Raw genomic sequence first — 18,462 nt, forward strand, 5'->3', positions numbered from 1 at the left:
GAAGACCTTGGCCAGAATCCACGGCTCACGGCACGTCTTGTCGGTGGGCCCGATTACTATCGGGTCACTGTGAGAGAGCGAAGCACACGAACCCCAGAGGTGATGCGGTGAGCACCTTCGCCGCGTCCCACCTTTCGCCTTCCTATCCAGACCGCGCCGCATGGGGCACCGCTCCCAAGTTGCGTGCCTGGCAGCAAGAGGCGTTCGACCTCTACTTCAGGCACGAGCCACGTGACTTCCTCACCGTGGCGACGCCGGGCGCGGGCAAGACGACCTACGCCCTGCGCATCGCCAGCGAGCTGCTCACCCGCGGGGTGATCCGGGCGATCACCATCGTGACGCCCACCGAGCACCTCAAGCGCCAGTGGGCCGACGCCGCCGGGAAGGTCGGCATCGGCATCGATCCCGAGTTCAAGAACAGCCAGGGCACGACGTCACGCGACTACACCGGGGTCGCGGTGACGTACGCGCAGGTCGCCATGCACCCCGCCCTGCACAGGGCGCGCACGGAGGCGCGCAAGACCCTGATCATCTTCGACGAGATCCACCACGCCGGCGACGCCAAGTCGTGGGGCGACGGCGTGCGGGAGGCCTTCGAGCCTGCCACGCGCCGCCTCCAGCTCACCGGGACGCCGTTCAGGTCCGACGACAACCCGATCCCCTTCGTCGCCTACGAGGAGGACGGGGAGGGCCTCAAACGCAGCGTCGCCGACTATTCCTACGGCTACGGGCCCGCCCTCGACGACGGGGTCGTGCGGCCGGTCATCTTCCTCGCCTACTCCGGGGAGATGAAGTGGCGCACGCGGGCCGGCGACGAGATCGCCGCGACGCTGGGCACGCCGCTCACCAAGGACCAGCTCTCGCAGGCGTGGCGGGCCGCGCTCGACCCCAAGGGCGACTGGATCCGCCAGGTCATGCAGGCCGCCGACCGCCGCCTCACCGAGGTGCGCAGGGGCGTGCCCGACGCGGGCGGCCTGGTCATCGCGACCGATCATGAGACCGCCCGCGCCTACGCGCGCCACCTGCGCAACATCACCGGCGAGGGCGCCACCGTGGTCCTCTCCGACGACCCCGGCGCCTCGAAGAAGATCAAGCAGTTCGCCGCGTCGCAGGACCGCTGGCTGGTGGCCGTACGCATGGTCTCGGAAGGCGTCGACATCCCCCGCCTGTGCGTGGGCGTCTACGCCACCTCGACCTCGACCCCGCTCTTCTTCGCCCAGGCGGTGGGCCGTTTCGTACGCGCACGCAAGCGGGGCGAGACGGCTTCGGTCTTCCTCCCCTCGGTGCCGACCCTCATGGGCCTGGCCAACGAGATGGAGGTGGAGCGCGACCACGTGCTCAACAAGCGGCCTCCGGAGGACGGCCTCGACGACAGCCTCTTGGAGCAGGCCAACCGCAAGAAGGACAACCCGGACGTCCTGGGTGACGAGCTGCCGTTCGAGACGATGGAGACGTCGGCCACGTTCGACCGGGTGTTGTTCGACGGCGGCGAGTTCGGCACGGGCGCGGAGGTCGGCTCCGCCGAGGAGGAGGACTTCATCGGCCTGCCCGGGCTCCTGGAGCCCGACCAGGTGGCGACCCTCCTCCGCAAACGGCAGTCGGACCAGCAGGCAGCCAGGCGCAAGCAGCAGCCGGCTGAGGAGTCGCGCGAGACACTGGCGCCGCACGAGCAGATCGCGGAGCTGCGGAAGGAGCTCAACGGCCTGGTGGGCGCCTGGAACCACCGCACGGGCCAGCCGCACGGGGTCATCCACGCGGAGCTGCGCCGCACCTGCGGCGGCCCGCCGATCGCCCAGGCGACGGCCGAGCAGATCCAGGAGCGGATCGACACGATCCGCCGCTGGGCCACCCAGCGGCGCTGACTCGAGCCCGGCAGGCACGGATGGACGGCGGAGCGTGGGCGGCACGCTCACGACCGTCTGACGGCGTCGGTGCCTGGCCGGGACCTCTCCCCTCGGGACACAGAGCAGTGACCTTCTGTCAGAAGCTGTTAGAAGCTCGGTCGAACCGGCAACAACCTCTCTTGGCTCGTCTTGAGATGTGCAAAGGACTTCGCCAATGTCATCTGAGGCCAACCGGAAGCCGACGCTCAGCGTGACCTCAGGCCTCTCAAGAAACGCCGTCATCCTGAGGCTCGAAGGCGAGCTCGACGTCAACGCGGTGCCGGTGCTGCGCGAGCATCTGCAACGCATCTGGGAGCTGCCCCCGCAGCCCTTCCTGATCCTGGACCTCGGCCAGGTGGCGTTCTGCGACTCGATGGGGATGAACGAGCTCCTCAGCGTCATGCAGCGCTGCGAGGCCCGGGGGACCAGGCTGCTGCTCGGTGGGGTGCACGGGGTGATGGCGAGGGTGTTGTCCATCACGGGGCTGCGGCACGCGTTCGAGGTCTTCGCGAGGTTCGACGACGCCCTGCGGCTGGCCGTGGCCGCGTCTTAGGCGGTCGCGGGCTTGCGGGCCAGGAGCATGGCCTGCGGGGTGGATTCGCGGGTGCCCGGCTTCGGCTCCCGTATCAGGCGGGCGTCCACGGTGAAATCCGCCGCGTCCAGCATTTCGGCGATCTGGTCCGGCTGGCGGCGGTGGAAATCCAGTGAGATGGCATGGCCGAACCCGTCCGTGAGGCGCAGGGGCTCGTCCCCGACCTGGAACGCCACCAGCAGGTGACCCCCGGGAGCCAGCACCCGGTGGAACTCGGAGAACACCTCGGGCAGCCGTTCCAGGGGAACGTGGATGATCGAGTAGCTGGCCACCAGACCGCCCAGCTTCCCGTCAGGCAGGTCCAGGGCCAGCATCGAGCCCTCCTCGAACCGCAGGCCGGGGAACGTGCGCCGGGCCAGCGCCACCATCTCCGGCGACAGGTCCACGCCGAACACGTCCAGCCCCAGCCCGTGCAGAAGCGCCGTGACCTGCCCCGGACCGGAGCCGACGTCCGCCACGGGCCCGGAGTCCTTTACGAGCTCGGCGAACGCGGCGAACATCGCCCGCTCCAGCGGCATGCCCGCCCACACGTCACGGAAGAAGTCGGCGTAGTCGGTGGCAATGGCGTCATAGGACGCCCGCGTGGTATGCAGGAAGTCCGGTTCGGTCACGGGGGACCACCTTAGCCGAAGCGATCAGCTCTGGATGAAGGCCATCAAGTCGGCGTTGAAGGCGTCGTTGTACGAGCCCGTCAAGCCATGCGGAGCCCCTTCGTACACCTTCAGAGTGGCGTCCTTGACGAGCTCGGCCGACTTGATGGCCGCGTTCGCGATGGGGACGATCTGGTCGTCGTCGCCGTGCGCGATCAGCGTCGGCACGTCGATGCGCCGCAGGTCGTCGGTGAAGTCCGTCTCCGAGAACTGCTTGATGCAGTCGTAGGCGCCCTTCAGCCCGCACTGCATGCTCATCAGCCAGAACGCGTCGCGCGTGCCCTGAGAGACGGTCGAGCCGGGCCGGTTGGCGCCGTAGAAGGGGGCGCTGAGGTCCTTGTAGAACTGTGAGCGGTCGGCCAGCACGCCCGCGCGGATGTCGTCGAAGACCTCGATGGGCACCCCTCCGGGGTTGGCGTCCGTCTTGAGCATCAGCGGCGGCACGGCGCCGAGGAGCACCGCTTTGGAGACGCGGGCGCTGCCGTGGCGGCCGAGGAAGCGGGCCACCTCGCCGCCGCCCGTCGAGTGGCCGACCAGGATCGCCCCGCGCACGTCCAGGGTCTCCAGGAGACCGAACAGGTCGTCGGCGTAGGTGTCCATGTCGTTGCCGTTCCACGGTTGGGCGGAGCGTCCGTGGCCACGGCGGTCGTGGGCGATGGCGCGGTAGCCGTTCTCGGCCACCAGGCGGAGCTGGCTGTCCCAGGCGTCGGCGTTCAGCGGCCAGCCGTGGCTGAACACGACCGGCTGGCCGGAGCCCCAGTCCTTGTAGAAGATGTCGGTGCCGTCGGTGGCGGTGATGTACGGCATGGCAGTGCTCCTCCATGTCAGGAAGGTGGAATGCGCCCGAACCCAGATCCGCACTCCATGCCGGTACATCCGGGCAGATGACTGCGGCTACGTCATCGGTGTCGGGATCCGACGGCCGTTTCGGCCATCAACTGGGATATGGCCTGATTTCTCAGGCAACGGGACTGTCACTCGGGCCGTGTCGCCTTTGACTCGTACGGGAAGCACAGGCAGGTGATCGCCCGGACCAGCGACCGTATGCACCCAGACCAGCAGCCGCCTCCCCTTGGCGCGGACCGTGACCTCGGCCGTCTCGCATTCGCGGCGCACGGCGGGCCAGGCCAGGACGAGAGACCTGCCGACCCTGGCGGAGCGCGGGGAAGGGGTGCGCTCGTCGCAGACCGCCGTCGGTGACACGTCGTGGGAGACCACGGAGTGCTCCAGGATGGAGTCCTGGACGACCTGGTTCATCACGATCGTGCCGCCTTCCAGCAGCGCCAGCGCGACGATCGCCCCCATGCGCTCGGTGGTGCTGCCCTTGACGAGGAGCCACAGGCTGAGCGGGCCGAGGAGCAGCCAGGCCACACCTAAGGAGACGGCCAGCATGGAGAACCTCCAGCGACGAGGAAGACGTGTCACTCTCCGTGTTACTCCGACCCCGGAGAGAGTTCGCCCCTCTTGGATATCACATCACCTCAGCGTTCCACACTGTGTACGCTTCGTGATGGATCGCGGGAGCGATCAGCCCACGGCGGGCGCTCCTTGCAAGGTGGCGCCCGCCTCCTTCAGCTCCGCCATCGCCGCCTCCGTCGTGGGCCGGGAGACGCCGGCCGTGAGGTCCAGCAGGACCCGCACCGCGAGGCCGTGCTTGACGGCGTCCAGGGCCGTGGCGCGCACGCAGTGGTCGGTGGCGATGCCCACCACGTCGACCTCGTGCACCCCGCGCTCCCTGAGCCAGTCGGCCAGCGTCACCCCGTCGCCGGACACGCCCTCGAAGCCGCTGTACGCCGCCGCGTACGCTCCCTTGCTGAAGACCTCCTCCACCGCCGACACGTCGAACGACGGATGGAAGTCCGCCCCCGGCGTGCCGGCCACGCAGTGGGCCGGCCAGGTCGCGAGGTAGTCGGGCGACTCCGCGAAGTGGTCGCCGGGGGAGACGTGGTAGTCGCGGGTGGCGACCACGTGGTGGTAGCCGTGGTCGGCCACGTGACGAGTGATCGCCGCCGCCACCGCGGACCCGCCGGCCACGGGAAGGCTGCCACCCTCGCAGAAGTCGTTCTGCACATCGACGATGATCAACGCGGTGCCCATACCAGCACGATACGTCAGGCGAACTCCGTGGGGACCGCCGCGTACCCCCTGCCCAGGTGGAGGGCCTCCAGGGGGAGTGTGGCGACGGCGTGAGCGTGGCGTTCGCGAGCCGCGGACAGGGGCTCCGCGCCCACGACCTCCCCGTCGCGCACGAGCTCGTGCAGCAAAGGGATGCCGCCCTCGGGGACCAAGCCGCCGGTGGTGATCAGCTCGGTGTCGACGTGGCCGGAGGAGTCCAGCAGCCGGTACGCCTGCTTGCGGCCGCCCCGCGACGGCTTGCCCACCGAGCGCTTGGCCACGGCCTCCAGCTTGCCCGTGGCCGTCTCCCGCGCCACCAGCTTGTACACCAGTGCAGCCGTGGGCACGCCCGACCCGGTCACCAGCGAGGTGCCCACCCCGTACCCGTCCACCGGGGCGGCGGCGAGCGCGGCGATGGCGTACTCGTCCAGGTCCGAGGTGACCAGGATGCGGGTGTTGAACGCGCCGAGCGCGTCGAGCTGCTCACGCACCTCCTGCGCCGCGGCGGCCAGGTCACCCGAATCGATGCGGACGGCCCCGAGCTTCGGCCCGGTCAGCTCCACCGCCGTGCGGACCGCCTCCGGCACGTCGTAGGTGTCCACCAGCAGGGTCGTCTCCGGCCCGAGTGAGGCGATCTGGGCCTCGAACGCCGCCCGCTCGGAGTCGTGCAGCAAGGTGAAGGCGTGCGCCGCCGTGCCGGCCGTGGGGATGCCGTACATGTGCCCGGCCATCAGATTGGAGGTGGAGGCGAACCCGGCGATGTACGCGGCCCGCGCGGCCGCCACCGCCGCGGCCTCGTGGGTGCGCCGCGAGCCCATCTCGATGATCGGGCGTTTGCCCGCGGCGTTGGTCATCCGGGAGGCGGCGGAGGCGATCGCGCAGTCGTGATTGAGGATCGACAGGATCAGCGTCTCCAGCAGCACGGCCTCGGCGAAGGTGCCCTCCACGACCATGATGGGGGAGGCGGGGAAATAGAGATCGCCCTCGCGGTAGCCGCAGATGTTCCCGGAAAACCGGTAATCGGCCAGAAACGCCAGAGTGGCTTCGTCCACAACCTTGTGCTCGCGCAGATAGGTGAGTTCAATCTCACCAAAACGGAAGCGTTCGAGCTCGTCCAGGACACGTCCCGTTCCTGCGACAACCCCGTAACGCCGCCCGCCCGGCAGGTGCCTGGCGAACACCTCGAAGACCGCGCGTCTGTGGGCCGCCCCGCTTCGCAGCGCGGCCTGCAGCATTGTCAGCTCATAGTGATCTGTGAGCAACGCAGTGCTCATGGTCATTGTCACGACTCGAAGACTACGGCCCAGATAGGGCAGACTCGGGGATGTGGGTAGCACCGCTCCAATCGCCGTCGAGCGTCCGTCATCGGACGTCCGGCCCGATCTGCCATGGGTAACCATCGTCTGGAACGACCCGGTCAACCTCATGTCCTATGTGACCTACGTCTTCCAAACGGTCTTCGGCTATACCAAGGAGAAGGCCGAGAAACTCATGCTGGACGTACACCACAAGGGCAAGGCGGTCGTGTCCAGCGGCACGCGCGAAGAGATGGAACGCGATGTGCAGATTCTCCACTCCTACGGCCTGTGGGCGACGCTCCAGCCGGATTCGGTCAAATGATGCACGTGAAGAGGTGCGGGTGAGTTCGGGGTTCTCGCCGGGCAAGCGTGGCGGAGTCGTCGCGCGGTTCGAGGCCGCGGAGGTCTCGCTGCTGCGCTCGCTCGTGTCGATGACGCTCGGCCTCGTGTCGCCGGGCGAGACGAGCGACGATCCGCTGGAGCGGGCGCTGGGCATCGGGGCGGGCGAGGCGCCGTCGGACCCGGTCCTGGCACGCCTGTTCCCGTCGGCGTACGAAGACGAGAAGGACTCCGTGGAGTTCCGCCGCTACACCGAGGCCACGCTGCGCGACGGCAAACGGGCCGACGCGCAGACCGTGCTCGAGACCGCCGCCTCAGGGCGCTTCGACCTGACGCCGGAGCAGGCGCAGGCGTGGCTGCGCGCGCTCAACGACATCCGGCTCACGCTCGGCACCAAGCTCGAGGTGACCGAAGAAGTGCACGACGAGATCGCCATGATGTCCGAGGACGACCCCAGATACCCGGCCTACGTCACCTACGACTGGTTGACGTACCTCCAGGACAGCCTGGTCCGGGCGCTCTGGTAATTTCCGGGCATGCTCTCGATCTCGCAGGAACTGGCGGACAAGATCGTCGCCCATGCCCGCGCCGACCACCCCGACGAGGCGTGCGGTGTGATCGCGGGCAAGAACGGCGTTCCCGAGCGGTTCATCCCGATGGAGAACGCCGAGCGCTCGCCCACCTTCTACCGCTTCGACTCGATGGAGCAGTTTCGCGTCTGGCGTGAGATGGACGACCGCGACGAGGCGCCCGTCGTGATCTACCACTCCCACACCGCCACCGAGGCGTACCCGTCACGCACTGACGTGTCGTACGCCTCCGAGCCCGACGCGCACTACGTCCTGGTCTCGACCCGGGACGAGAACGAGGTGGAGTTCCGCTCCTACCGGATCCTCGACGGAGTGATTACCGAGGAAGAGGTAAGGTTTCTCCCATGATGGTCCGGCCGGTGCAGAGCTTCCTCTTCGCGCACACTCCGGCTGTCGTCGTCTATGACTGTCGCGGCTGAAGCTGTCTGGAATCCCCCTTCAGCCGTCGGCGTTGCATGCCGATGGGACGACGACCTGACCTGAGGAGACTGACCGCGATGGCCATCGAGGTTCGCATTCCGACCATTCTGCGCAACTACACCGACGGCGCGAAGGCCGTGAGCGCCGAGGGCGCTACCCTCGACGAGCTGATCACCAATCTTGAGTCCCGCCACCCGGGCATCAAGGACCGCCTCGTCGACGAGGGCGGCCTGCGCCGCTTCGTCAACGTCTACCTGAACGACGAGGACGTGCGCTTCCTCGGCGGCCTGGGCACGCCGGTGTCCGACGGTGACACGGTGACCGTGCTCCCTGCTGTCGCCGGCGGGTGACATGCGTTTCGAATCGCTGATCGACTCGGTGGGCCGCACGCCGCTCGTCGGCCTGCCGAGGTTGTCGCCGTCCGCCGACGTACGCATCTGGGCCAAGCTCGAGGACCGCAACCCGACCGGCTCGATCAAGGACCGGCCCGCGCTGTGGATGGTGGAGCAGGCCGAGAAGGACGGCCGGCTCACGCCCGGCTGCACGATCCTGGAGCCCACCAGCGGCAACACCGGCATCTCGCTCGCGATGTCGGCCAAGCTCAAGGGCTACAAGCTGATCTGCGTCATGCCGGAGAACACCTCAGAGGAGCGGCGCCAGCTGCTGCGCATGTGGGGCGCCGAGATCATCTCCTCCCCGGCGGCGGGCGGCTCGAACGAGGCCGTGCGCGTGGCCAAGGAACTGGCGGCGAAGAACCCCTCCTGGGTGATGCTCTACCAGTACGGAAACCCGGCCAACTGGCGCTCGCACTACGAGACCACGGGCCCGGAGATCCTCGAGGACCTGCCGACCGTCACCCACTTCGTAGCGGGGCTGGGCACGACCGGGACGCTGATGGGCGTGGGGCGGTTCCTGCGCGAGCGGGTGCCCGGCGTGCAGATCGTCGCCGCCGAGCCGCGTTACGGCGAGCTGGTCTACGGGCTGCGTAACGTGGACGAGGGGTTCATCCCCGAGCTCTACGACGAGTCGGTGCTGACCACCCGGTTCTCGGTCGGCTCCGCGGACGCGCTGCGGCGTACCCGCGAGCTGCTGGCCTCGGAGGGCATCTTCGCCGGCGTCTCGACCGGAGCCGCGCTGCACGCGGCGCTCGGGGTGGCCGCGAAGGCGGTCAAGGCGGGAGAGCGCGCCGACGTCGTGTTCGTGGTGGCCGACGGCGGCTGGAAATACCTGTCCACGGGAGCTTACGAGGGCACCTTGGAGGAGGCGGAAGACCGCCTCGAAGGCCAGCTCTGGGCCTGAACGTGAAGGAGGGCGGCCGGTCGGGGACCGGCCGCCCTCTTCGTTCGGCTCAGTTGAACAGGACCCGCATCGAGAACGTCGCCTCCGTGTCGGTCTGGGTGGCGCTGACGCCGATGGCCCGCAGCACCCGCAGGTTCGCCTTCTCGTCGCCCTGCATGTTCTTCAGGTAGAGGTTCTCGATCTTGTCGAGGTCGACGAAGAGGGCCGACGTCGCCCCGTCCGGGTCCGCGATCGCGGTCTGGAACGTCTCCGAGTCGCCCAGCGTGCCCTCCTCGGCCAGCTTCTTGGCGTACTCGTCCGTCGTCGCCACCGTGAAGACGCCGTCGCCGGCCATCTTGGCGATCTGGGGAGCGGGCTGCCCGCTGGCGGTCATCGCCTGCTGGATCTTGTCGAGGATGGCCTGCGCCTTGGCCGGGTCGGTGGCGATGCGTACGCCGCCCTTGATCTGGTTGCTGTTCAGGCCCTGGCTGTCCACCGCGACCGTGAAGTTCTTGCCGAAGACCGTGGCGAGGTCACCCGGCAGTTGCAGACCGAACTGGGTCTTGGCCTGCTCGATGAGCTGCTTGATCTCCGCCGCCCCGGACGCCGCGGCCTGCTTCTCGATCTCGGCCCACTGCTTGGTGACGACCTGGTCCAGGCCGGAGATCGACAGCGCGCCTGCCGTGGTGGCGGGCAGGATGCCCAGGTTGGCCTTGGGCAGGTCGCCCTGGGGCAGCATGCCCGTGGCGCCGCGGACCGTGCCGGCGAGCTCGACGTAGGCGCTGTCGAAGCGCAGGGCGCCGGCGAACCTGGCGTCCTTGACCTTGTCGACGGCCGCCTGCTGCTCGGCGGTCAAGTCCGCCTTGGCCAGGCCTATCAGACCGTTCATGTCGGCCCAGAAGGACAGCACACCCTGCTCGCCGACCGCGCCCATGTCCTCGCTGAACTCGGCGTTGTCGGCCAGGCTGCCTTCGGCCTGCGCATACTTGTCGGCCAGCGCCTGGTTGGCGGTGAGGAGCGCGTAGTCGTCACGGAAGGCGATGCCGTACTTGTCGCCGTCCATCAGCTTGGCGATGCCGGCCTTGGCCTGCTCCTGGTCCTTGACCTGGACGGCCACCGCGAAGTCGGGCTCCTCCTTGCCGGAGGGGACGGCGGCGAAGCCGATCCTGCTGCCCAGCCACGGGTCGACGTCCTTGGCAAAGTCGATCTTGTTGTCGGAGTCCTTGTTGATGGTGTCGAACAGCGCCTTGCGCGGGTCGTCGCCGGTGAAGGACTCCTTGGTGACCGTGAACTTCCTGGCGAGCGCGAACAGCGCGAGCTTCTGGTTCGCGGCCGGGTCCAGGTCGAGGCGGGCGTAGGCGATGGAGTTGGCGGGCAGGACGTCGTTCGGCTGCGTGCCGCCGCCGCCGATGGCGCCCACGGCCCACACGGCGCCGCCGCCGAGCAGCACCACCGCGAGCGTCGCGGCGGCCGCGATCACCCAGCCCTTGCGGCTCTTCTTGGCCGGCTGGGGCGGGCCGAAGCCGTCGGGGCCCTGCTGCTGCCATCCTGACTGCGCGTACTGGCCCTGCTGCCAGCTCTGCTCCTGCTGCCAGCCGCCCTGCTGCAACTGCTCCTGCTGCCAGCCACCCTGAGCCTGCTGCCCGTACGCCGGCTGCTGCTGCCCATATGCCTGTTGCCCGTATTGCGGCTGCTGCTGGTCGTATGCCGGCTGCCCGTACTGCGGCTGCTGCTGCCCGTAGGCCTGCTGTTCGTAGCCCTGGCCATGAGGCTGCTGCTGCCCGTATTGCGGCTGCTGCTGCTGGCCGTAAGCCCCCTCCTGGCCGTGGGACTGCTGGGGGTATGGCTGCTGCGGAGGGTACGGCTGCCCCTGGTTCCAGTTGTACGCCGTGGTCCGGTCAGGATCCTGGCCGTAAGGGGGATTATTCGCAGACATCACTCAACTCACAATGTGGACTTTTAACCACAGCGAAGTTAGCTGATGTTGCTTGTCGGCCGCTTGCAATGTGCTGAAGTCGGAATCAGACCCTGTTGAGCTCCTTTCTGAGCACCTCGATATGCACCTCACCGTCCGCGTAGTCGGTGACGCTCGACCACGGCACGAACGTGCATCCGGCGTAGATCACCCGCGCCAGCGCCCGGGAGAGCCAGGGCACACGCCCGTGGAGGCTGCGGGTGAGCCCGAGCAGGAACGGGGCGCGTCGGCTCGACACGACGAGACCGCAGACGGTGTGGCTCTGCTGGAGCTCGCCTTTGTGCTTGACCATGCGGATGTCGACGACGTGACCGACCCACACCCCGTGGCAGTCCCAGACGGACTGGCCTATGAGTTCGGTAACACTTGCCATGATCAAACGTTCTCAGCCCGGCCACGTTTTCGCAGGTAGGCGCGCTGACAGGCGCATGTCGTAAAGTATGGGGCTACTAGAATATAGTTCCAGGCTTGAGGTGGGAGCGGATGACCAAGTTCGACGAGGCCACGCAGGCGATCAGAGTCGACGACGGCACCTACGACGTGTGCATCGACCCCGGATACGCCATCGGCGGCCCGCTCAACGGCGGCTACCTCATGGCGGTGATCCTGCGCGCGGCGGTGGACGCCTCGCCGTTCGAGCATCCGGTGAGCACGACCGCGCAGTTCCTCAAGGCGCCGGTGCCCGGGCCCGCCCAGGTCAAGGTGGAGCCGTTGAAGGCGGGGAGGACGGCCGCCTTCGCCCGGGCGACGCTCGTCCAGGATGGCGTGGCGCAGATCGAGAGCTTGATCACGACGGCCACGTTGAACGACGTTGAGCCGATGTATGCAGAAAAATCAGCGTACGAGATGCCGGCCCTCGAGGACTGCGCCCAACTCCCCGATCCCAAGCCCGAATCGGGCATGACCCTGAACGCCCAGATGGAGCTGCTCTTCGACCCGCCCACGATCGGCTGGCTGACCGGCAAGCCCACCGGCCGGCCCGAGTCGCGGGCGTACTTCAGGATGGCCGAGCCCCAGGACCCGGACCCGTACGTGCTGGCGCTGGCCGTGGACGCGCTGCCCCCCGTGGTGTTCTCGGCGGGGGCGCGCGGCTGGGCGCCGACCGTGGACCTCACCTGGCACCTGCGCGCGCTGCCCGCGCCCGGCTGGCTGACCCTGCTCGGCAGCGGCCGGCTGGTCTCCGACGGCTGGTTCGACGAGGAGGTCGAGGTACGCGACTCCACCGGCCGCCTGGTGGCCCAGTCGCGTCAGCTCGCACGGGTCGGCAGGGGCTGATGTGAGCAAGACAACACCCCTTCAAGCTCATCTGGGGCCGTGAGCGAGCGCAGCGAGCGAGCCAATAGACACAGTGAGCTTCCTCACAGGTCCGACGAAAGAGGACCTGTGAGGATTCTTACGCAGTGTTGATCGGGCGGGTCGCCTACTCTCTGAAGCGTGCCGGACACGAGTATTGGGATCTTCGACAGCGGAGTCGGCGGCTTGACGGTCGCCCGGGCGATCATCGACCAGTTGCCCCAGGAATCGATCACTTACGTGGCCGACACGGCCCGTCAGCCGTACGGGCCGAAACGCATCGCGGAGGTCCGCGCCTACGCCCTGGAAGTGATGGACCACCTCGTCGAGCACGACGTCAAGATGCTCGTGATCGCGTGCAACAGCGCCAGCGCCGCCGTGCTGCGCGACGCCCGCGAGCGCTACGACGTGCCGGTCATCGAGGTGATCCAGCCCGCGACCAGGCGCGCGGTGCGTGCCACCCGCAACGGGAAAGTGGGCGTGATCGCCACCAGGGCCACCATCGAGTCCATGGCGTATCACGACGCCTTCACCGCGGCTCCCGACGTGCAGCTCACCGGCGTGGCCGCCCCACGCCTGGTGGAGTACGTCGAACGAGGCGAGACGATGAGCGACGAGCTCATCGAGGTCGTGCGCGACTACCTGGAACCCATCAGGGCCGCCGGGTGCGACACCCTCATCCTCGGCTGCACCCATTACCCGTTGCTCGCCGGCGCGATCTCGTACGTCGTCGGTAACGAGGTCACGCTGGTCTCCAGCGCTGACGAGACGGCGAAAGACGTCTACCGGATCCTGCACGACCGCGAACTGGCGGCCGGAAGCGAGGCCACCCCCCGGCACCGTTTCCGCGCCACCGGCGACTCCCTGCTCTTCGCCCGGCTCGGACGGCGCTTCCTGGGCCCGGAGATCGATGTGGTCGAAGTCGCACCAGTGGGGGGTACTACCTTTAACGGGAGGCCCACATGAAGGTGACCATCGTCGGATGTTCGGGCAGCTATCCCGGCCCCGACAGCCCAGCGTCCTGCTACCTCCTCGAAACGGAGGGGTTCAGGCTGCTGCTCGACCTCGGCAGCGGGTCGCTGGGCGCGCTCCAACGCCACATCGGCCTGTACGACGTGGACGCGATCTGCCTGTCCCATTTGCATGCCGACCATTGCCTGGACATCTGCGGCTATCACGTGGCGCGGACGTACGGGCCGGAGGCGCCGTACCCTGCCGTGCCCGTTTACGCGCCCGCCGACGCTCCCACCCGGCTGTCGGCCGCGTACGGCATGCCGGACGAGCCCGGCCTGGAGACCGCCTTCGACTTCGTGCCGCTCGAACCCGGCTCGTTCGAGATCGGGCCGTTCACCCTCACCGCGGGGCTGGTCAACCACCCGGTCGAGGCGTACGGCTTCCGCGTCGCGGCCGGCGGCAAGGCCGTGGCCTACTCCGGCGACACCGGCGAGTGCGACGAACTGGTCAAGCTGGCCGCGGGCGCCGACCTCCTGCTGTGCGAGGCGTCGTTCATCGAGCAGCCAGGCCTGCCCACCGACCTGCACCTGACCGGCCGCCAAGCCGCCGAGCACGCCGCCAAGGCCGGTGTCGGCCGGCTCGTGCTCACCCACCTCGTCCCCTGGAACAACCAGGCCACCGTCCTCGACGACGCCTCCAGAGGCGGCTACGACGGCCCGTTCGAGCTGGCCCGCAGCGGCGCGGTCTACGACCTGGCGTGAACCTCGTCGAAGTCACGCAGACGGGGCAGCGGGGAGAACAACAGCGGCACGAACGACAGCACTCTGCCCGCCAGGAACAGCCACAACGTTTGGCGTACGCCGATCTGCTGGGCGATGAGCCCGCCGAGTAATGCGCCCAGCGGCAGGGCGCCCCAGGTCATGAACCGCACGGAGGCGTTGACCCGGCCGAGCAAGTGCTCGGGGGTCACCGTCTGCCGGTAGGTGCTCTGCCCCACGTTCGACAATGCAGCGCTCCACGACAACATGATCGAGGTGATCGCGAAGCACGCCACCCGCCAGTCGGCCTGTGTCATCGGAAGCAGCAGGCTGAAGGGCGCGCCCACCGTGACGGCCAGCCACGTCATCCTGGCCGTGCCGAACTTCCTGGACAGCCAGCCCCCGGACAAACCGCCGATCAGGCCGCCGAGCCCGCCGGACATGAGCAGCACGCCGATCACGCCGGGCGTCAGACCGACCTCCTCGGCCAGGAACAACACCGACAGGCCGAGCACCGCGCTGACACAGAGGTTGCCGATGGTCGAGGACGCCACGAACATGCGCAACAGCCGGTCGTTCCACAGGTATGAGAGCCCCTCGCCGATCCCGCGCAGGAGCGGCGGGTGCTCGGCGGCAGAAGGGGCGTTGTCCGGCGCCTTGATCGAGGACAGGAAGAAGACCGACGCGAGCGAGGCCAGCGCGGTGGCGGCCATCGTGCGCGAAGCGCCGACCAACTGCACCAGCGCGCCCCCCAAGCCGGGTCCGGCGAGGATCCCGCCTGCCCGCACGGCCTCCAGCTTCCCGTTGCCGTCGCTGAGCTGCTGATTGTTGACCAGTTTGGGGAGGTATGTCTGGTCCGCCACGTCGTTGAAGACCTGCGCCGTGCCGGCGAGCAGCGCCACCACGAACATCATCTCGATCGACAGCACGCCCAGCTCGGCCGCCACCGGAATGCTCCCGAGCAGCACGAATCTGGCCACGTCGGACACCATCATCACGCGCCGCCGGCGCATTCTGTCGACCCACACCCCCGCGGGCAGGCCGATCAGCAAATAGGCGGCCGTCTGCAGCGAGGCGAGCACGCCGACTTCCGCAGGACCCGCATGCAGCACGAGCACGGCCACCAGCGGGAGGGCCACGCGGGAGAAATTCGCGCCGAGTTCGTTGGCGACATGCGAGCTGAGGAAGCGAAGGAAGTCAGGGTTCCGCAACACCCCCGTTGTCATTGCGTAAGGATCCATGTGTCGGACACATTTGGTCAAGAGCGTTGTGGCTCGGAGATAGGGTGATCTGCATGTCCCGACAGGATGGCCGCAACCCTGACCAGCTTCGCCCGATCACCATCACCAGGCATTGGCTGGCCCATGCCGAAGGCTCCGTGCTGGTCGAATTCGGCGGCACTAAGGTGTTGTGCGCGGCTTCGGTCCAGGACAGCGTGCCCCGCTGGCGCAGAGGCAGCGGCCAGGGCTGGGTTACGGCCGAATATGCCATGCTTCCGCGAGCGACCAATACACGTAACGATCGAGAATCGGTCCGCGGCAAAATCGGCGGCCGGACTCACGAGATTTCCCGGTTGATCGGACGTTCGCTCCGCGCATGCGTCGATTACAAAGCGTTGGGGGAAAACTCCATTCTGCTCGACTGCGACGTGTTGCAGGCCGACGGCGGCACCAGGACCGCCGCGATCACCGGCGCATACGTGGCGCTGGCCGACGCGGTCGCCTGGATGCGTGAGCGGCGCATGTGCCCGGGCGACCCGCTGATCGGCTCCGTGTCGGCCGTCTCCGTCGGGGTGGTCGGCGCGGTGCCGATGCTCGACCTCTGCTACGCCGAAGACGTCGCCGCCGAGACGGACATGAACGTCGTCATGACGGGGGAGGGCAGCTTCGTGGAGGTGCAGGGCACCGCCGAAGGCGCTCCGTTCGACCGGGGCGTGCTCAACCAGCTCCTCGACCTGGCCGTGGTCGGCTGTGAGGAGCTCACGCTGATCCAGCAGGAGGCCCTGGAGTCATGACGATCGTGCTGGCCACCCGCAACGCGGGCAAGATCGCCGAGCTGCGGCGCATCCTGTCCGGGTTCGACATCGTGGGGCTCGAGGAGTTCCCCTCGATCGGCGAGGTCGCCGAGACCGGCGTGACGTTCGAAGAGAATGCCCTGCTCAAGGCGCACGCGGTCGCCCAGGGCTCGGGCCTGCCCGCGGTCGCCGACGACTCCGGACTGTGCGTCGACGTGCTCAACGGCATGCCGGGCGTCTTCTCCGCCCGCTGGTCCGGGCGGCACGGCGATGACCAGGCGAACATGGATCTGCTGCTCGCCCAGCTCTCCGACGTCCCCGCCGACCGGATGACCGCCTTCTTCGCCTGCGCCGCCGTGCTGGCGCTGCCGTCCGGCGAGTCCCGCGTGGTCGAGGGCACGCTGCCGGGCCGCCTCGTCACCACACCGCGCGGGTCCAACGGGTTCGGCTACGACCCGATCTTCGTACCCGACGGGCACGAGCGCACTACCGCCGAGATGTCTCCCGAGGAGAAGGACGCCATCAGCCATCGGGGGCGGGCCTTCCGCGCGCTGGCGCCGATCGTGCGCGAGCTGCTGACCACGTAACCATCGCGTAAGAACACTGTGGCGAAGGGCGACGTACCGTCGCATTGTGCAGAGGAATCAGACGGTGCCCGCCTGGGCGGGCGCCTTGGCGGGATTGGTGTCCGGGGGCGTGGCCCTCGGGATCGCGCAGCTCGTGGCCGGGTTCGTCAGACCTGAGGCGTTTCCCGTCCTCGCCGTGGCCGACGCCACGGTCGATCTGTCGCCCGCCCCGGTCGTGGACTTCGCGAAAGAGACGTTCGGCTTCTACGACAAGCCGGTGCTCGTGGGTGGGGTGCTGGTGGTGCTCGCCCTGGTCGCCGCGGCCATCGGCGTGCTGTCCCTGCGGCGGCGGCTCGCCTACGGCCTCGCTGGACTGGGCGTGTTCGGAGTGGTCGGGGCGTTCGCGGTCGTGACCCGGCCGGACAGCGCGGGAGTCACGGACGTGCTGCCGACAGCAGCGGGGGTGGCGGCGGGCGCGTGGACGCTCTCGTGGCTGGTACGGCGGGCAGCAGGCGATCGCGCCCAGATGGTGGGCACCGCCGGTGGTGTCCAGACGACAGGCGCCGCCGGTCGTGGGGCCCCGGCGACCGGTGCCACCCATGCCACCGACCATGGGGTGCCGTCGGCTGGTGGGACGGTGTCGTCGGCGGGTGTGGTGCCGTCCGCGTTGGATCGGCGGCGGTTGTTGACCGGGGTCGCCGGTGGCGTGGTGGTCGCCGGTGCGTCGGCCGTGCTGGGGTGGCAGGTAGGCGAGCGGCGGACGGTGAGCGCCGCTCGGGTGGGCCTGGCGCTGCCCAAGCCCACGATCCCCGCCAGGCCCATCCCGGCAGGCGCAGACCTCCGCATCAGCGGTTTGTCCCCGTTCATCACGAAAAATCAGGACTTCTACAGGATCGACACCGCCCTGATCGTCCCTCAGGTCGACCCCAACAAGTGGAAGCTCCGCATCCACGGCATGGTCGACCGCCCCATCGAGATCACCTACGCCGACCTGCTCAAGATGCCGCTCACCGAAGCCGACGTCACGCTCACCTGCGTCTCCAACGAGGTGGGCGGCGACCTGGTCGGCAACGCCCGCTGGCTCGGCGTCCGCATGGCCGAGGTGCTGCGCCGGTCGGGCCTCCAGGCGAACGCCGACATGCTGCTGTCCACCTCCGCCGACGGCTTCACCTGCGGCACCCCGGTGGACGTGGTCATGGACGGCCGCGACGCGCTGTTCGCGGTGGCGATGAACGGCGAGGTCCTCCCCGTGGATCACGGTTTCCCGGTGCGGCAGGTGGTGCCCGGCTTGTACGGGTACGTGTCGGCCACCAAGTGGGTCGTGGACATCAAGGTGACCAGGTTCGACAGGGACCAGGCGTACTGGACGCCGCGCGGCTGGTCGGCCATGGGCCCTGTCAAGACCCAGTCGCGCATCGACCTGCCCAGGCAGGGGGACTCGCTGAAGGCGGGACGTACCACGATCGCGGGCGTGGCGTGGGCCCAGCACACGGGGATCGACGCCGTGGAGGTACGGGTGGATCGCGGCGACTGGCGCGAGGCGCGGCTGGCGCAGGTCCCCGGCCCCGACACGTGGCGGCAGTGGTCACTCGACTGGGACGCCACCCCCGGCCAGCACACGATCCAGGTGCGGGCCACCGACGCCTCCGGACACACCCAGACAGAGCAGCAGGCGCCACCCGCCCCTGACGGCGCGACCGGGTGGCACACCATCTCCGTGCGGGTGGCTTAGCCCGA

Annotated in this window: 21 protein-coding genes; 13 read left to right on the forward strand and 8 right to left on the reverse strand. The window is 68.7% G+C overall.

The features are described from left to right. Window positions 1–107: 107 nt before the first annotated feature. Window positions 108–1,862, forward strand: coding sequence for a DEAD/DEAH box helicase (locus EDD27_RS53240; protein ID WP_206642056.1), 1,755 nt, complete (start codon window positions 108–110; stop codon window positions 1,860–1,862). Between the two features lie 196 nt (window positions 1,863–2,058). Further along, entirely contained in the window at window positions 2,059–2,436 is a 378-nt protein-coding gene (locus EDD27_RS53245) for an STAS domain-containing protein (protein WP_127940275.1), read from the forward strand. Here EDD27_RS53245 and EDD27_RS53250 read toward each other — a convergent pair. The 5 genes from EDD27_RS53250 to EDD27_RS53270 all read right to left on the reverse strand — a co-directional run bounded on the left by EDD27_RS53250 (window position 2,433) and on the right by EDD27_RS53270 (window position 6,520). Continuing rightward, on the reverse strand, window positions 2,433–3,086 hold the full coding sequence (locus EDD27_RS53250) for a class I SAM-dependent DNA methyltransferase (protein WP_127940276.1): 654 nt from the start codon (window positions 3,084–3,086) through the stop codon (window positions 2,433–2,435). The two genes, EDD27_RS53245 and EDD27_RS53250, sit on opposite strands and share 4 nt — an antisense overlap. A 24-nt stretch (window positions 3,087–3,110) precedes the next feature. Continuing rightward, window positions 3,111–3,932, reverse strand: coding sequence for an alpha/beta fold hydrolase (locus tag EDD27_RS53255; protein WP_127940277.1), 822 nt, complete (start codon window positions 3,930–3,932; stop codon window positions 3,111–3,113). An 87-nt stretch (window positions 3,933–4,019) separates the two neighbouring features. Further along, entirely contained in the window at window positions 4,020–4,517 is a 498-nt protein-coding gene (locus EDD27_RS53260; RefSeq protein WP_127940278.1) for a hypothetical protein, read from the reverse strand. Window positions 4,518–4,652: 135 nt separating this feature from the next. Further along, entirely contained in the window at window positions 4,653–5,222 is a 570-nt protein-coding gene (locus tag EDD27_RS53265) for an isochorismatase family protein (RefSeq protein WP_127940279.1), read from the reverse strand. 14 nt (window positions 5,223–5,236) lie between these two features. Beyond that, on the reverse strand, window positions 5,237–6,520 hold the full coding sequence (locus tag EDD27_RS53270; RefSeq protein ID WP_421917214.1) for a nicotinate phosphoribosyltransferase: 1,284 nt from the start codon (window positions 6,518–6,520) through the stop codon (window positions 5,237–5,239). Between the two features lie 46 nt (window positions 6,521–6,566). Here EDD27_RS53270 and clpS point away from each other — a divergent pair, with 46 nt between their 5' ends. From clpS to EDD27_RS53295, 5 genes are all read left to right on the forward strand, one after another. Continuing rightward, window positions 6,567–6,860 carry an ATP-dependent Clp protease adapter ClpS gene (gene clpS, locus EDD27_RS53275; RefSeq protein WP_090935661.1) on the forward strand — a complete coding sequence of 98 codons (294 nt, stop codon included), beginning with the start codon at window positions 6,567–6,569 and terminating at the stop codon, window positions 6,858–6,860. A gap of 19 nt (window positions 6,861–6,879) precedes the next feature. Further along, entirely contained in the window at window positions 6,880–7,404 is a 525-nt protein-coding gene (locus EDD27_RS53280; protein WP_206642057.1) for a DUF2017 domain-containing protein, read from the forward strand. A gap of 9 nt (window positions 7,405–7,413) precedes the next feature. Then, entirely contained in the window at window positions 7,414–7,815 is a 402-nt protein-coding gene (locus EDD27_RS53285) for a M67 family metallopeptidase (RefSeq protein WP_127940282.1), read from the forward strand. A 149-nt stretch (window positions 7,816–7,964) separates the two neighbouring features. Continuing rightward, window positions 7,965–8,237: a MoaD/ThiS family protein gene (locus EDD27_RS53290; protein ID WP_127940283.1), complete on the forward strand. Its 273-nt coding sequence runs from the start codon at window positions 7,965–7,967 to the stop codon at window positions 8,235–8,237. Window position 8,238: 1 nt separating this feature from the next. After that, the gene (locus EDD27_RS53295) at window positions 8,239–9,186 is read left to right on the forward strand and encodes a PLP-dependent cysteine synthase family protein (RefSeq protein ID WP_127940284.1); all 948 of its coding nucleotides are present in this window, start codon (window positions 8,239–8,241) and stop codon (window positions 9,184–9,186) included. Window positions 9,187–9,235: 49 nt separating this feature from the next. Here the strand turns inward: EDD27_RS53295 and EDD27_RS53300 are convergent, their stop codons facing one another. After that, window positions 9,236–11,101, reverse strand: a complete 1,866-nt coding sequence (locus EDD27_RS53300; RefSeq protein WP_127941553.1) for a DUF3352 domain-containing protein — start codon at window positions 11,099–11,101, stop codon at window positions 9,236–9,238. Window positions 11,102–11,186: 85 nt separating this feature from the next. Beyond that, window positions 11,187–11,513, reverse strand: a complete 327-nt coding sequence (locus EDD27_RS53305; protein ID WP_127940285.1) for a hypothetical protein — start codon at window positions 11,511–11,513, stop codon at window positions 11,187–11,189. 110 nt (window positions 11,514–11,623) lie between these two features. Here EDD27_RS53305 and EDD27_RS53310 point away from each other — a divergent pair, with 110 nt between their 5' ends. The 3 genes from EDD27_RS53310 to EDD27_RS53320 all read left to right on the forward strand — a co-directional run bounded on the left by EDD27_RS53310 (window position 11,624) and on the right by EDD27_RS53320 (window position 14,148). After that, the gene (locus EDD27_RS53310) at window positions 11,624–12,415 is read left to right on the forward strand and encodes a thioesterase family protein (protein ID WP_127940286.1); all 792 of its coding nucleotides are present in this window, start codon (window positions 11,624–11,626) and stop codon (window positions 12,413–12,415) included. A 159-nt stretch (window positions 12,416–12,574) separates the two neighbouring features. Then, a complete protein-coding gene (gene murI / locus EDD27_RS53315) occupies window positions 12,575–13,399 on the forward strand; it encodes a glutamate racemase (RefSeq protein WP_127940287.1) in 825 nt (274 codons plus the stop codon). After that, window positions 13,396–14,148, forward strand: coding sequence for an MBL fold metallo-hydrolase (locus EDD27_RS53320; protein WP_127940288.1), 753 nt, complete (start codon window positions 13,396–13,398; stop codon window positions 14,146–14,148). Before murI ends, EDD27_RS53320 begins: the two co-directional genes overlap by 4 nt. Here the strand turns inward: EDD27_RS53320 and EDD27_RS53325 are convergent. Next, entirely contained in the window at window positions 14,133–15,371 is a 1,239-nt protein-coding gene (locus EDD27_RS53325; RefSeq protein WP_164904170.1) for an MFS transporter, read from the reverse strand. The two genes, EDD27_RS53320 and EDD27_RS53325, sit on opposite strands and share 16 nt — an antisense overlap. Window positions 15,372–15,439: 68 nt before the next feature. On the opposite strand from EDD27_RS53325, the gene rph reads away from it, so the two are divergent. Genes rph through EDD27_RS53340 form a run of 3 tightly spaced genes read left to right on the forward strand, consistent with a single transcriptional unit; the run spans window position 15,440 to window position 18,457 of the window. Then, entirely contained in the window at window positions 15,440–16,159 is a 720-nt protein-coding gene (gene rph / locus EDD27_RS53330) for a ribonuclease PH (protein WP_127941554.1), read from the forward strand. Further along, window positions 16,156–16,746, forward strand: coding sequence for an RdgB/HAM1 family non-canonical purine NTP pyrophosphatase (gene rdgB / locus EDD27_RS53335; protein WP_127940290.1), 591 nt, complete (start codon window positions 16,156–16,158; stop codon window positions 16,744–16,746). The genes rph and rdgB overlap by 4 nt, the downstream gene beginning before the upstream one ends. Window positions 16,747–16,792: 46 nt before the next feature. Then, window positions 16,793–18,457 (forward strand): molybdopterin-dependent oxidoreductase, encoded by a 1,665-nt coding sequence (locus EDD27_RS53340; protein WP_241564751.1) that lies wholly within the window; start codon window positions 16,793–16,795, stop codon window positions 18,455–18,457. Window positions 18,458–18,462 lie beyond the last annotated feature (5 nt).

This window comes from Nonomuraea polychroma (assembly GCF_004011505.1).
Classification (GTDB): Bacteria; Actinomycetota; Actinomycetes; order Streptosporangiales; family Streptosporangiaceae; genus Nonomuraea; species Nonomuraea polychroma.

Bases quoted from the DNA above. Each gene is read 5' to 3' on its own strand.
- EDD27_RS53245 (WP_127940275.1), top strand. From the start codon at position 2,059: ATGTCATCTGAGGCCAACCGGAAGCCGACGCTCAGCGTGACCTCAGGC.
- EDD27_RS53325 (WP_164904170.1), bottom strand. From the start codon at position 15,371: ATGACAACGGGGGTGTTGCGGAACCCTGACTTCCTTCGCTTCCTCAGC.
- EDD27_RS53300 (WP_127941553.1), bottom strand. From the start codon at position 11,101: ATGTCTGCGAATAATCCCCCTTACGGCCAGGATCCTGACCGGACCACG.
- EDD27_RS53290 (WP_127940283.1), top strand. From the start codon at position 7,965: ATGGCCATCGAGGTTCGCATTCCGACCATTCTGCGCAACTACACCGAC.
- EDD27_RS53255 (WP_127940277.1), bottom strand. From the start codon at position 3,932: ATGCCGTACATCACCGCCACCGACGGCACCGACATCTTCTACAAGGAC.
- rdgB (WP_127940290.1), top strand. From the start codon at position 16,156: ATGACGATCGTGCTGGCCACCCGCAACGCGGGCAAGATCGCCGAGCTG.
- EDD27_RS53265 (WP_127940279.1), bottom strand. From the start codon at position 5,222: ATGGGCACCGCGTTGATCATCGTCGATGTGCAGAACGACTTCTGCGAG.
- EDD27_RS53295 (WP_127940284.1), top strand. From the start codon at position 8,239: ATGCGTTTCGAATCGCTGATCGACTCGGTGGGCCGCACGCCGCTCGTC.
- EDD27_RS53310 (WP_127940286.1), top strand. From the start codon at position 11,624: ATGACCAAGTTCGACGAGGCCACGCAGGCGATCAGAGTCGACGACGGC.
- EDD27_RS53320 (WP_127940288.1), top strand. From the start codon at position 13,396: ATGAAGGTGACCATCGTCGGATGTTCGGGCAGCTATCCCGGCCCCGAC.
- rph (WP_127941554.1), top strand. From the start codon at position 15,440: ATGTCCCGACAGGATGGCCGCAACCCTGACCAGCTTCGCCCGATCACC.
- EDD27_RS53260 (WP_127940278.1), bottom strand. From the start codon at position 4,517: ATGCTGGCCGTCTCCTTAGGTGTGGCCTGGCTGCTCCTCGGCCCGCTC.
- EDD27_RS53285 (WP_127940282.1), top strand. From the start codon at position 7,414: ATGCTCTCGATCTCGCAGGAACTGGCGGACAAGATCGTCGCCCATGCC.
- EDD27_RS53305 (WP_127940285.1), bottom strand. From the start codon at position 11,513: ATGGCAAGTGTTACCGAACTCATAGGCCAGTCCGTCTGGGACTGCCAC.
- EDD27_RS53270 (WP_421917214.1), bottom strand. From the start codon at position 6,520: ATGACCATGAGCACTGCGTTGCTCACAGATCACTATGAGCTGACAATG.